The 12,676-nt window shown below is 40.4% G+C and carries 15 protein-coding genes; all 15 read right to left on the bottom strand.

The annotated features are described in order from the left end of the window. Window positions 1-247 precede the first annotated feature (247 nt). A complete protein-coding gene (locus ISG33_RS11130) occupies window positions 248-589 on the bottom strand; it encodes a hypothetical protein (protein ID WP_195733653.1) in 342 nt (113 codons plus the stop codon). 179 nt (window positions 590-768) lie between these two features. Continuing rightward, window positions 769-1,134, bottom strand: a complete 366-nt coding sequence (locus ISG33_RS11125; RefSeq protein WP_195733652.1) for an ankyrin repeat domain-containing protein — start codon at window positions 1,132-1,134, stop codon at window positions 769-771. A 12-nt stretch (window positions 1,135-1,146) separates the two neighbouring features. Then, complete coding sequence (locus tag ISG33_RS11120; protein ID WP_195733651.1) at window positions 1,147-1,440, bottom strand: hypothetical protein; 294 nt, start codon at window positions 1,438-1,440, stop codon at window positions 1,147-1,149. Between the two features lie 160 nt (window positions 1,441-1,600). Then, the gene (locus ISG33_RS11115) at window positions 1,601-1,996 is read right to left on the bottom strand and encodes an RHS repeat-associated core domain-containing protein (protein WP_195733650.1); all 396 of its coding nucleotides are present in this window, start codon (window positions 1,994-1,996) and stop codon (window positions 1,601-1,603) included. A gap of 642 nt (window positions 1,997-2,638) precedes the next feature. Further along, a complete protein-coding gene (locus ISG33_RS11110; RefSeq protein WP_195733649.1) occupies window positions 2,639-3,175 on the bottom strand; it encodes an Imm42 family immunity protein in 537 nt (178 codons plus the stop codon). Next, complete coding sequence (locus ISG33_RS11105; RefSeq protein WP_195733648.1) at window positions 3,172-4,542, bottom strand: RHS repeat-associated core domain-containing protein; 1,371 nt, start codon at window positions 4,540-4,542, stop codon at window positions 3,172-3,174. Before ISG33_RS11105 ends, ISG33_RS11110 begins: the two co-directional genes overlap by 4 nt. Window positions 4,543-4,795: 253 nt before the next feature. Further along, window positions 4,796-5,659 (bottom strand): leucine-rich repeat domain-containing protein, encoded by an 864-nt coding sequence (locus ISG33_RS11100; protein WP_195733647.1) that lies wholly within the window; start codon window positions 5,657-5,659, stop codon window positions 4,796-4,798. Window positions 5,660-5,668: 9 nt separating this feature from the next. Then, window positions 5,669-6,967 (bottom strand): RHS repeat-associated core domain-containing protein, encoded by a 1,299-nt coding sequence (locus tag ISG33_RS11095; RefSeq protein WP_498043314.1) that lies wholly within the window; start codon window positions 6,965-6,967, stop codon window positions 5,669-5,671. A gap of 300 nt (window positions 6,968-7,267) precedes the next feature. Further along, window positions 7,268-8,212 carry a leucine-rich repeat domain-containing protein gene (locus ISG33_RS11085; protein WP_195733645.1) on the bottom strand — a complete coding sequence of 315 codons (945 nt, stop codon included), beginning with the start codon at window positions 8,210-8,212 and terminating at the stop codon, window positions 7,268-7,270. Then, window positions 8,209-10,065 (bottom strand): RHS repeat-associated core domain-containing protein, encoded by a 1,857-nt coding sequence (locus ISG33_RS11080; protein WP_195733644.1) that lies wholly within the window; start codon window positions 10,063-10,065, stop codon window positions 8,209-8,211. Before ISG33_RS11080 ends, ISG33_RS11085 begins: the two co-directional genes overlap by 4 nt. A 48-nt stretch (window positions 10,066-10,113) precedes the next feature. After that, window positions 10,114-10,611, bottom strand: coding sequence for a hypothetical protein (locus ISG33_RS11075; protein WP_195733643.1), 498 nt, complete (start codon window positions 10,609-10,611; stop codon window positions 10,114-10,116). Continuing rightward, window positions 10,608-10,973, bottom strand: coding sequence for a hypothetical protein (locus tag ISG33_RS11070; RefSeq protein ID WP_195733642.1), 366 nt, complete (start codon window positions 10,971-10,973; stop codon window positions 10,608-10,610). The genes ISG33_RS11075 and ISG33_RS11070 overlap by 4 nt, the downstream gene beginning before the upstream one ends. Before the next feature lie 173 nt (window positions 10,974-11,146). Then, window positions 11,147-11,653, bottom strand: a complete 507-nt coding sequence (locus ISG33_RS11065; RefSeq protein ID WP_255528888.1) for a recombinase family protein — start codon at window positions 11,651-11,653, stop codon at window positions 11,147-11,149. Between the two features lie 340 nt (window positions 11,654-11,993). After that, the gene (locus ISG33_RS11060) at window positions 11,994-12,422 is read right to left on the bottom strand and encodes a hypothetical protein (RefSeq protein ID WP_195733641.1); all 429 of its coding nucleotides are present in this window, start codon (window positions 12,420-12,422) and stop codon (window positions 11,994-11,996) included. Between the two features lie 3 nt (window positions 12,423-12,425). Beyond that, the gene (locus tag ISG33_RS17300) at window positions 12,426-12,668 is read right to left on the bottom strand and encodes an EndoU domain-containing protein (RefSeq protein ID WP_370545318.1); all 243 of its coding nucleotides are present in this window, start codon (window positions 12,666-12,668) and stop codon (window positions 12,426-12,428) included. Between the last annotated feature and the right edge of the window lie 8 nt (window positions 12,669-12,676).

The raw sequence follows: 12,676 nt of genomic DNA, 5'->3' as shown, positions 1-12,676 counted from the left end.
ACAACAAGGCTTACTATGAGAAGTTGGTCGAGATTATGATACAAAATGGTAAAAGTTATGATATTTGCGTGGTGGTCTACAGTTAGGCCTCGAATCGAATTAAATTGCTGATTTCGTCATAGTTTTACCAAGTCTTCCGCTAGAACGTTCCGATTTTTCTAATTATAGATTATCCTTTCGCAACAGCAATCGATGCAAAGCTCTTCGTATCGCCGTTTTCGAATTCAAAAAAAGAAACTCAACTTACCTAGTTTTGCATATATTTTTTAAGCTCAAAAGCCCATGGTTTATTGTTATCCATGCAGGTTAGTGCTGTATCTAGTTCTTTCATAAATTCAACGCTATCTGCTTTTAAAGAGCCTTTAAACCAGTCGTCACATTCAACAATCCATAAATTATAACTGATCAATGTAGATTCTTTCGTAACATGGAATCTGGCTTCATCAGCTTCGGAGATAAAGCCGAACTCATCAATTTCACCATGTTTGAATTTATTAATCGTATTTTTTACATAAGTACGATACTTAGTTAACTCAAATTCAGTTATCATTATAATCATCGCTCTATTGCCAAAGTTTAGAGAATTCATATTGCTTTTCCTAGTCTATATGTCGGGGAAAGCCGTTATTACTCTGAGTCCGCCAGAGCCATCCGGTTCCATATGGCCTGCGTACCATCACAAAACCCTCATTTGATTAAAAACACGAGTTTGCAACTGCCTGGTCAATTAGACAAGACGGGGTTTAGCGGACGGATACAGAAAAACCGCTACGCTTCTTCAATTAACTCTAGCCATTTTTTGTTTTTGGTGTTTTTAATCATTTCTATTGATGAAATTCCGTCATTATTTTCTATTTCTAAGTCAGCCCCTTGCTCTACCAAGAATTTGGTAATTTCAAAATTTTCCTGTTCAATCGATTCATGTAAAGGTGCATAGCCGTGCTCACCTTTTTGATTGATGTCAGCTTTCGAAATCAATAATACTTCTACAAAATCTAAATTATTAGACAACACAGCTACATGAAGAGGGTATTCACCAAAATTACCTTTAACATTTGGGCCAGAGAGGTCAATACCAACAAAAGCAGGTAAAAGCCGAAACTCTTCCAAAACATCTTCTAATGAAACATTCACAATGACCTTCCTTTAGATGTATTTATTTTCAAGCGATTCTCCTATTTCCATCACTAGCGGCTCAGACGCCTTATCTAAAGCCACAACTGTTAACCCTGACCAATTATCCCATTCAATACTAACTCTCATGTTACCAGTTGAGAATTCTTGAAATATTTCGTTTTCTGTTTTAACCAAATCACAGCTTTTTTTGAGACTAAATTTCTTTTTTAAACGCCACGCCACAAATCGGTACGTTAGAGCAGGCATCTTCTCTAGCTGCACTGTCAAACGTTCACTATTATCTCTGAATGTTTTGTATTCCACGTTGATCCTTTAATTACTCAAAAATATCTTTATTAATTCTTGCAAAGAACTATTTGGTTTAGAGGCTGTTTCGGTAATTTTTTCCCAACTCTTACCTTGCTTCCTCAAGTATTCAATTGACGGCCCCTTCTTGTCTCATTCTCGAAGCTATGTTTCTTAGTTAACTAACTCTGCTCATGTATTGGATTCCGATAACAGATGTTTTTCCAGTCGAAACAGTCTGCCTACCAAAATTCGATAGCGTACGTGTAACACTATTTCCCACCCTGGCTGCGGTCTGAGTAGCTTGAATGCTTCTAATTTTGATTGAAATTCCGAGTTCTCTAAGACTCAAGTAGCCAGAAGGGTCTATATGATTAATCGGGTCAGAATGGCCATATAGATACTTGTTTAAAGAAATAGGATTATTTTCCCAACCTCCAAACTCACCCATCTGCGTAAACCGCCCAACACCCTGATTATAGTAACTCGCCCTTAAATAATAGTTATCCAATTGCGCATCATATTGCTCGCCGGTATACAGATAGCTGTTATCGGTATCAACATGAATGACCATTGGATACTCGTCACACTGTCCAGTGCACTACACACCGAGAGCGTGGTGGTCTGCACTGAAGCCCCTACTTAAGAAATTTCTGCAACCTCAGTTTTTTAATATTGTCACTTTTAAATTTTTCTAGAATTGCCTCAGAGGTACCCTCTTGCATCGCGCTGAGTAGAGCTGTACATTTTTCCACGGATTCTCCAAACTCTATATTTGAGTCCACAAACTGTTTAATAAACGGCGCCGCGAGCGTCGTTTCCCCCAGCGCAGCCAAGCAACCAGTAAAGTGTTCGTAGGCACCGTCGAGTTCTTGTGTGTTGTGAACCCTTACTGTTCCCTAAGTTTCAGGAAATCTTTTCGTTACATTTCCAGAGCCAAACCAAATATCATTATGATAAACAGGATAAACGGCACACCAAAGGCGGACATCATTTTTTTCAATCAACAACTCAGCAAAAGTAACTACGTCATTATTGACTTTGACAAAACTTTTCGTTTTATATGCGCTGAAACCGTTTTCCAACAATTTTTTTCAACCATCGGAAGCAATGAATTGCTGATTTCTTTTGATGTAACCTTGTCAGCCATTTTTGTACCTTATTTTTATTCTTCCGTGTGCGCTGGATGCAAAGCACCGAGCACTTAATAGATTAACTATTTTTTAATCAAAACCTCTGTATCACAAGTTATTTTATACCAATCAAAATCAGGAAGAACATCAGTACTTAGTTGCGACAAGTAGCTTTCAAAAGTGCCTCTTTTCATAGTTGCTTCCGCAAATACATCGTTTTCATTTATTACTATTTTTTCTAAATTACCTTTGGAGATAAACCCAAAAAGCATATTGTCAAAAGCGAGCCCCGATCTAAGTATTGCATTCCAATCAATTTCGCGACTTTGATCAGCAAACTTTTTGAAAGTATCACAAAAAGGTGGAGTGAAATCTTCGTATATGCAATCAACGAGCTCAACAAACTCTTTTGGTAAAAGAGGAAATAGATCGGGAAACTCATTATCCATCATTTTGATTTCTTTTAGGATTCTAAAGAAAAATGCATCTAGTTCCTCATCGAAATCGTTTTGACCAAACCTTACTCCTTTTATATATAGAAAAATACGGCCCATGTTAGTATTCTCAGCGGATAAGATGCACTCTAGAGCAAAGCTTGCCTTATCACCTACTAGCTTCATTTCAAGGGTCCTTTTGATGGTAAATTAAATAGTTTAAGAACTTCATTCGGTATTTTAGCTTTTCTAGTTAAAGGAACCAAAGCATCTTTAGTACTGCCATTCCAATGAAATACACCGTTGCCATTGGTCTCATATCTATAAAGCGCCCCTCCTTTTCCCTTTGCCCACCACTTTTTTCCGTCAAAAACTGCATTTCTATCAAAAGCAACTTTCCAATCCGAAGGTAAGGTTCCCGCTGTCCGATTGTACCGTGGTTTACCTGGCACACGTTTATAGTTAATTTCTAGAGTCGGCTTGGGAGCGTTAGGTACGATTCCTCCGACACGACACTTCTTATTAGCATTATGCGTCAAAACCTCAGCGTCACTTACAAAATACGTATGGTCGTTGGCCACAGTCAAGTTAAACACCGAAAGCTCTTCTATGTGCGATGAAATGCGAGTTGCATCAACATTCTGTTTATTAATATCAAATAAGTCCATGTCCGCACTTATGGCATTCGCATCAAGCCAATCCCAATTGACTTGAGTGTTAACGTAGAATGGATGATTACCTGTCGCCTGGATAACGTCACCAGACAAAAGAGTAATATCCACAATCTCTTTCTCGCCTTCACTACTAATTAAGTGAATAACTGGTTGGAGCGATTTTTCTCCTGTTTGGTCATTGTAAGCCCAGACCTTGTCGCCTATTTTGATATCCTTGATTGCTTTTAGGCCAAACTCAGTCGACACCAATGTGTCGCCAGTGAAACTGTTACACGCTTTTCTGAATTTACCTGATAGCATCCTTAGTATTTTGAAGGACGCAGGTCCACCGATTGCGCTTAATCCAAGTAAAATTGCACCGTCACCAGCATTGCTTGAGGCACTGTCGGGATTGAAATACCCATCAAGCAAACTGATACCCAAATCGATTTGAAGACTCGAAAGATTCGACCTGATGTTATTGACAACTTGTAACTCTGTTATTGAGAAGTTACCTGTTGAGTCAGAAAAGTTAATAGGGTCCGCATTGCCATAAGCATATTTATTCAACGTCATTGGACTTCCCGCTGAGCCCATCCAGGTATCCATCTGCGTAAACCGCCCCACGCCCTGACTATAATACCTCGCCCTCAGGTAATAGTTATCCAATTGCGCATCATATTGCTCTCCGGTATACAGATAGTCGTTATCAGTTTCGCCCTCACTTGCCAGTAGCTCCCCAAAAGCTTCATAGAAGTATGAATCGGAGATGCTGGCGTCGGTGTTTGATAAGTTGCGCGTGGTGCCTAAGCTATCATAGTGATAAAACGCTGTGTTTGTTTGCGTTTCGTCACCGATATCGGTCAAGCTACTTTGCGATAGCAGGTCATAGCCAAACACGTATTCCTTTGCGATATCGAAGTCGATGACTTGCGCATAGTCTTGAGGTACTAAGCATCAAAGAAACAGAGATCGATCAACTGCTACCTTGGCAGTTTGCAAAAAGCTATGTGGTATGGCCAGACGGATATGCTAATATCAAACAAGCCCATGCTTGCATTGATAGAATTCGCATCAATCCAATACCATGTACCTTGGCTATTTGCATAAAACGGACTATAACCTGTCGCTGAAAATAAGTTCAAAAAACCGATTATGACTGAATATCCAACATAGATTTCACTTCATCTAGCTTCTTAAAATAGTCCTTTCGATTATAGAAACCCACGTATGTTAGCGATGGGAAATTGATGAAGTATCCAGTGTCTAAATCTTGTAATTTGGTAGATGGGCCCAGTTCAATTGACGCTAACAGTTTTGATGTAAGCAGTTGAAGTGTAGGCATCACTTTATTGTAAAAGCTAAACTTTTCTAAAACAGTTAGCAACGACAGAACACTGTAATCATCGATTTTGTTGCAACTCTCTATATGCAGGAATTTTAGTTTGGATTGTGCGGATAATCCTTCAATATTTGTCAACTTCAAATTTCGTTCTATTACAAGCTCATCTAATTCAGAAAACTCAGAAAGACCATCCAAATGCTCAAGGTTTGTAGAGCTTAGATACAAGCTACGCACTGAGTTAAGCATCGTTTTCGGCAGTTTCTCCAAATCCCCTTTAAATTTATGTAACCCCAAATATTCAGGACTGATTGATGATGTCAAAATCGACTTTGTCGTTTTACAAATATCTACGTGTACCTCTCTTGCATTTTTAAAGTTGTTAAAATCTACCGTACCTTTTAAGGGCCCGGATAGATAGATATACTCCAAGTTTGGCAGTTCATTTATCCACGTAACATCTTGCTTCTCGTATGGATTGTATCTAATAGCTTTTACATGCTTTAATTTTTCCGTTACCTGCGAAAACTTTGATGCATCATCAGCTAGAATCCAAATAGATTCGAATTTTTGAGAAAATACATCATCAAAATCATCGAAATCTAGCTTGCCGTGAATTTGTACTTCCACCAAATTAAGTGAATCTAAATATTTATGTCTTATCTTTTTAGCCATGCGTTTACTCTAGTCACAAATTTTGAATTTTTTCATCAACTTACCCAGATCCTCTCTTTTCTTTGCTTTAAATTGATTCCTTTTATTAGCAGAATTCCCCTCTGAATTTGGACCTTTTGCTTTTCCACCAGGCCCGTCCATATCATCAATAAATGACTGTTCCAATGCATCTAAAACGTCATCCAACTTATCTTCTACGTTATCTGCAATACTGACAGGTAATATATGTGTCAAATTTTTGATAGTAGCTCTTGGGCCTCGAAAATGCGTTTTTACACGCTTAGGAACATCTACTTTCGACTGCCCTACGTAAGGTTTATTTAATTTAATATCTTCGAAGACATACAAACCAATTGCATTCGAAATATAATCTTCAGCAATTTCCTCTACAATAAAACAGCCTCCATTCCAGATTAACTTTCTTCCCGTGGCGTTTGCGCCGACTCCCGAAGGCCCTCTACCAATCACATTAATATTTCGCAATATATTCTGGGTAGTCCTTGCTTCCATTATATCACTCAAGCCAAACATTCCCGAAGGGTCAATAATATTGATGCCATCGGAATAAGCATAGATGTATTTATTGAGAGTGACAGGCTCATTGTCAACCCCCATCCACTCATCCATCTGCGTAAACCGCCCAACGCCCTGATTGTAATACCTAGCCCTTAAATAATAGTTATCCAATTGCGCATCATATTGCTCGCCGGTATACAGATAGTCGTTATCGGTGTCCCCGTCACTTGCCAGTAGCTCCCCAAAGGCTTCATAGAAGTATGAATCGGAGATGCTGGCGTCGGTGTTCGATAAGTTTCGCGTGGTGCCTAAGCTATCGTAGTGATAAAACGCTGTGTTTGTTTGCGTTTCGTCACCGATATCGGTCAAGCTACTTTGCGATAGCAGGTCATAGCCAAATACGTACTCTTTTTGTATATCGGTGTTATTCACCTGCTCAGCAATCACCTGTGCGTAGTCGCGGTTGCTGTCTACGATGAAATCGGTGGTAATACCGTCCACGCTTTTGCTAGTGCGAATACCATCAGGGTTATATTCGTAGGTGATGGACTGCGTACCATCGTTAAAGCCTATCATGCGCTGATTGCCATCGTACGAGTAGGTTTTAGTGTTCACACCGTCTGTTTCGCTCAGCATGTTGCCTTGGGCATCGTAGGTATAGGTAAATGCACCTTGGCTGATGAGGCGGTCGTTAGCATCGTACTCATACTCGGTAGTGATGCCGTTGATGATGCTTTGGGTGCGGTTGCCTGTGGCATCATAGGTGTAGCTGCTGTTGTGGTCGCCGTTTATTGAGTCGACAATGCTTTCGTTGCTTAAGCGATACAGGTCATCGTAGGTAAATACGGTTCGATATTTTAAAGAGCGTGTTTGGCGTAATTATTATACTTGCCTAACAAAGTGCTAACACTGTTATTTCTTGACTATACCTTCCACTAAAAATATAAAGTTGCTACTTTTTAGCAAACTCTGTGGTGCTTAAATATGCCCTTGTTCTCTGTCAGTTGTTAAAAACGCACTCGACTTAAATATTTGGGCTATTCCGGCATCAGTTTTCCTTAACCTGCGGCCCGCAATAACCAATGACAATTATCAAAAGTAAGGATCCAATCCGAAAGTTTCTAAATAAGGAATTTTATAATCTCCGAACTGTTCATGAAGTTTATTTGATAAGGCTTTAATGTCGATATTGTAATGTCTTCTTGAATCCATGTTTAGTAATTTTAATGTGGGGATCTTTGCTACATCACCCACTTCTCCACCTTTAATGCTTATTTCGAAAACTCTCAAGACTTCTAGCGAGGGAAGAGTTAATAAAAACGCTAACGAGTCCAAATGCTTCTGGCGTAGCAGGTTTAACTCCATTAGGCTTTTCAGGCCTTCAAGGCTCTCAGGGAACGAGAGTTTATTGCAACAGCGAACATCTAGGCATAAAAGCCAACCCGCTTGGTTTAATTGAGAAATATCTTCCAACTTAGTCATTTCTATTAACCTCAAAGTAGCAAGTTGTTTGATCCTTTCAACACCTTCGAGGTTTTTGATTTGTCCCCTAACCAACTCTAATTGTTTTAAAGCAGTCATTTTTTCTAAACAATTGAGATTAAGTGTTTTTGCTCCGTAAAGCTCCATTTGTTCGATACCAGTGTGGCGGCACAAACTATCAGCGTTTTTATTATCCCACCAGTATAAAACGCGCTTCAAATTAGGCAACTGAAGGAAATCCACCTTCTGTTTGATGTGCCCATCCACTTTTAACACTTCAAGCTCTGATAACTCAAAAATGCTCGTCCAATCAATATCAAATTCCCATACGCTTACACTCAAGCTCTTGATTTTAGGATTTAACGCTTTTAAAAAAGACAAGTCTGACCATGTACCACGACCGAGCCTGATGCTTGTGCATCCTACCTCCTGTATTTTTGCTAACATCTCATCGCTTAATGAATCGTCACAATTACAATATTTTTCGTCAATATTGACGTATAAATTGGGAACTGAGTTGTCTACATTTTCAAACGAGCGATTTAAAAAATTCATAGGGCTCCTTCGGGACATAAATCTATTGTATTATTGAGCATTCTTCTTATTTTTTGACTATTAAGTGACTTGGGTTGCTTAGCTACTGAGCGCATTCGATTGGACGTCTGCGCTCCTACTCTGTCATATTCATCCATGAAGGACTGTTCCAAAGCCCTAAGCGCGTTATCAAATGCCTTTGCCTCGGTACTTTTCTTATCAATACCGAATAACTCTAGTACATTGTCCATTTTAAATTCAATCTTCGCCAACATCTTACCAATACGAGCGTTATGCTGCGTCTCTCGTCTCTTAAAATTGTCAGTTTTTCCAATATATGTTTCGCCACTTAGTCTTTCGGAGAAAAGGTATACGCCAGCAGCAGCTTCTGATATCGACTTTACAGCAACCTCTTTGATAGATGCACATACTAGTTCTTTTCTCAGTTTTTTAAACGTAACTCTGTAACCAGCAGTCTGACCTGCTCTATTTTTAGCTTGCAGAGATGAAGTAAACGAAATGTCGGTCAGGAACATAAAACCCGAAGGATCAACACCGTTCAGCGGCTCGGAATGACCATATAGGTATTTATTGAGAGTTATGGGCTCAATATCCTTACCCATCCAAGTATCCATCTGCGTAAACCGCCCAACGCCCTGATTGTAATATCTAGCTCTTAGGTAATAGTTATCCAATTGCGCATCATATTGCTCGCCGGTATACAGATAGTCGTTATCGGTGTCCCCGTCACTTGCCAGTAGCTCCCCAAAAGCTTCATAGAAGTATGAATCGGAGATGCTGGCGTCAGTGTTCGATAAGTTGCGCGTGGTGCCTAAGCTATCGTAGTGATAAAACGCTGTGTTTGTTTGCGGTTCGTCACCGATATCGGTCAAGCTACTTTGCGATAGTAGGTCATAGCCAAATACGTACTCTTTTTGTATATCGGTGTTATTTACCTGCTCGGCAATCACTTGTGCATAGTCGCGGTTTGAGTCCACGATGAACTGAGTTTGCGTGCCATCAACGTTTTTAGACACGCGAATACCATCTGGGTTGTATTCGTAGGTGATGGACTGCGTACCATCATTAAAACCTATCATGCGCTGATTGGCATCATACGAGTAGGTTTTGGTGTTCACACCGTCTGTTTCGCTCAGCATGTTGCCCTGGGCATCGTAGGTATAGGTAAATGCACCTTGGCTGATGAGGCGGTCGTTAGCATCGTACTCATACTCGGTAGTGATGCCGTTGATGATGCTTTGGGTGCGGTTGCCTGTGGCATCATAGGTGTAGCTGCTGTTGTGGTCGCCGTTTATTGGGTCGACAATGCTTTCGTTGCTTAGGCGATACAGGTCATCGTAGCTAAAGGTCGATACTCTGCCTGTGTGCTCAGTTAACGATGTGCGTCTGCCTGTGGCGTCTAACTCGTAAGCGTAGTGCGTTAGTACATTGTCATCAGCATCAAGCGTGGTGATTGACGTCACTCGGTTCAAACTGTCAAAGGTGGATACACTGACTAAACCATTGGGGTAGCGAATGTGGGTTTGGTTGCCCACGGCATCGTATTCAAAGGTGGTGGTTTGGCCTTGATTGTCTGTCACCGAGGTCAGGCGATTGAGTGCATCACAAGTATATTGCTCGATGCGAACATCGCCGTTTTTGTACCTTACTGTTAGGCTAGTTTTGTTGCCAACGGCGTCGTAGGTGTAGGCCAGAACAGCGCCAGTAAGCTGTGTCTCTTTTATCCTATTGCCAACATCGTCATATTCAAACCGTTCGACGTTTCCATCGGAATATCTGATTTCAGTTGTACGGTTAAGTTCGTCGTAGTCGTATTGCGTTAACTGACTATTAAAATCAGTATGCGACGTCATATTGCCCACGTCGTTATACACCATTGACACTGTAACTAAAACATCGGACTAGGCTTTGCCATTATTGTCTATTCCACTTAGCCTAATTGCTCTTTCACTTCCTTGAAATCTTAGCGAATAACTATCATGCAACTTCTGGTTTGTATCTATTGCTGAGAACCATGGCTCTGCTTTTTTTTTAAATACATTGGCTAAGTCATTTAAGGTGTTAATTGCTTGTTGCTCATCTTGCATCTCCCAATTTTTTCCTTTGTCTAAATCTCTCGTCTGCACTGTTTTATCAAATAAATTGGGAATCCCTTTCATGAAGCCTTTAGGGAACAAACTCATGTCACAGTGCTCAACATGCGCTTTATGTAAGCAATAAAGCGGGACTTCAAACCAATTGCCACTGGATTTTATCCAAAAAGTAAACAAATCGATAAAATCACCTCGCTCACGATAAAACCAAAATGAGTCAGGACCGAGTGTAAATCCAACATCTCTCATTTGCTCAACAAAGCCGCTTTGTTTTGCTATTTTTTTTAACTCCGTTAATCGCATCATTTCCTCCTTACATAAACATCAATTATTGGTGCACCATTAAACCGCTTTCCAAATTCACCAGCTTTTGACTTCGATGTGCCTGTTTTACCTGTTTTCAAATCAAAGGCAAATATCGCTTCATTAGTGATTGTATTTAACACAACCACATCCAAGCCTATGGAGCCTTTTTCTCTAATTTTTGCCTTATCACCATTTTTATCCCGAAACACCTCGGCGATAACCTTAGCATTAAATTGCTCCAAATATTCGTTGAGGCTGCCCGTCTGATTATCAATTAACTCCTGTAGCTGTCGGTGAGCAGTCGAACCAAAAGATTGAGCTGATTGCCCATAATCAACAACTGAAGAAACGGCAGTGACCATATGATTAACAACCTGCTGACCAATTAGGCCAAACGCTTGCTCTGTAATTTGGTCTTTAGCAAAGTCCTTAACTTCCCCCCAAAGTGCTCTTGAAAATGTGTGCTTAAAGTTAACACCAGCAATGGTTGAAGCTCTTGCCCTTATATTTGAAGCGAATCCAATGCTACTTAAGCCTACATTCCCTGATGGGTCGATTCGGTCTTAGTCATCTCTGGGTCCATCAGCATGGCATTGGCTTTCTTAATTTGATTCGTGGATAACTTAGATGGTCGTCCACCTTGCCGACCTCTGGCACGAGCCGCTGCTAATCCTGCTGATGTCCGTTCGCGTATTAAATTCCGTTCGAACTCTGCCAGCGATGCGAAGATATTGAATACCAATTTGCCAGTGTTGCTTCGAGTGTCGATGGATTCCGTCAAAGATTTAAACCCGATATTACGTTCTTCCAAATCATTGATAATGTCGACAAGGTTCTTCAGTGAACGTCCAAGACGGTCCAGTTTCCAGACAACTAAAGTGTCGTTCGGCCTTAGTGATTTGAGTGCGGCTTCTAATTCGGGTCGGTGGCGTTTAGCACCTGACATGGTTTCTTGGTAGATGGTCTGACACCCAGCTTGAGTAAGGGCATCGATTTGTAAATTGTGTGATTGGTCTAATGTTGATTTTCGTGAATAACCTATAAGCAGGTAGTCTCCTTGGTGATAAGAAACTCAATCCTATACTAAACATTGAATTCTTTACAAGTTTCTTTACGGATTATCGGCTGTTTTAGTCGTGATTTGTGATGATGATGGCAGTAGTAAAATAACGGTGGTTTTCTTTATACGGGTAAAATTGCTAGTAATGCCTGTGTCATGTTGTTGGGGTTGAGTGTGATGGTATTCCCGCTGGGAAGATACTCACGACGTTTTCATGAGTGCGTATTGATGATTGGGAAGCTACTTTTGACAGTGGAAGATTGCTAGTAATGGAAGACGGGTTTAACCATCGATCGAAGATCGATGGTTAATAAATGGTCGTTTATTTCAATACGGCTCTAAGGTCTTTTGCACCCTGATTCAGGTTTTCTGATGCTTCTTTTAAACCTGCGTTGTAAAACGTTCTTGCTGTTTCATTAGCTGATTTTATTAGGGTATTGGCGAAGTCATGCGCGTTGACCTTCCATGACACTTTTCCATCCTCAGAGTCTAGAATAAGGTTGTCACCATCTAATTTTGCATTAATAAAAAAAGGTCCTTCCATAAAACTGAGCCCTTGGCCCTCATTGCCGTTGAGTAGTTCTTTAATGCTGTATAACCACCAGCCCAATACTGTTGCAGGATTATCAATCCATTCGTCATCAGGGTAGTGCTCATTGTTGCATTCTAAGTAAATCCAAGCAGGGGCAAGCCCCTGCTTGTTTTTATACTCTTCAAGCCATTCATTTTTAAATTTAAGTTTTATATTCATAAGTTATTTCGGAAATGCTGTGGTTACCATTTTTGTTGCACTATCAAACCATATACCAATTTTGGACCCGCTTACAGGGTCTACTCCTTCGTAGTAAAGATTTGTGTTCCCAGTAACAGGGTCAACTTGAGAGCGCCTTAGTTCTCTGTTTTTCCATGCCCCCTTAACTCTGGCTTGAATTTGCTTATTGGTCAAATTAGATGGAAATACGGTGTTGGCATAATTTCTCGTCCTTTGCTGCGCAATATTTCCTG

The organism is Marinibium conchae (assembly GCF_015595035.1).
GTDB lineage: Bacteria > Pseudomonadota > Gammaproteobacteria > Enterobacterales > Alteromonadaceae > Glaciecola.
This window is presented reverse-complemented; position numbering and strand designations above follow the sequence as displayed.

Excerpts from the sequence above, each read along its gene's own strand:
- ISG33_RS11060 (WP_195733641.1), bottom strand. The coding sequence starts at position 12,422 with ATGAATATAAAACTTAAATTTAAAAATGAATGGCTTGAAGAGTATAAA.
- ISG33_RS11080 (WP_195733644.1), bottom strand. The coding sequence starts at position 10,065 with ATGACGTCGCATACTGATTTTAATAGTCAGTTAACGCAATACGACTAC.
- ISG33_RS11085 (WP_195733645.1), bottom strand. The coding sequence starts at position 8,212 with ATGAATTTTTTAAATCGCTCGTTTGAAAATGTAGACAACTCAGTTCCC.
- ISG33_RS11075 (WP_195733643.1), bottom strand. The coding sequence starts at position 10,611 with ATGATGCGATTAACGGAGTTAAAAAAAATAGCAAAACAAAGCGGCTTT.
- ISG33_RS11130 (WP_195733653.1), bottom strand. The coding sequence starts at position 589 with ATGAATTCTCTAAACTTTGGCAATAGAGCGATGATTATAATGATAACT.
- ISG33_RS11100 (WP_195733647.1), bottom strand. The coding sequence starts at position 5,659 with ATGGCTAAAAAGATAAGACATAAATATTTAGATTCACTTAATTTGGTG.
- ISG33_RS11070 (WP_195733642.1), bottom strand. The coding sequence starts at position 10,973 with ATGGTCACTGCCGTTTCTTCAGTTGTTGATTATGGGCAATCAGCTCAA.
- ISG33_RS11115 (WP_195733650.1), bottom strand. The coding sequence starts at position 1,996 with ATGGTCATTCATGTTGATACCGATAACAGCTATCTGTATACCGGCGAG.
- ISG33_RS11110 (WP_195733649.1), bottom strand. The coding sequence starts at position 3,175 with ATGAAGCTAGTAGGTGATAAGGCAAGCTTTGCTCTAGAGTGCATCTTA.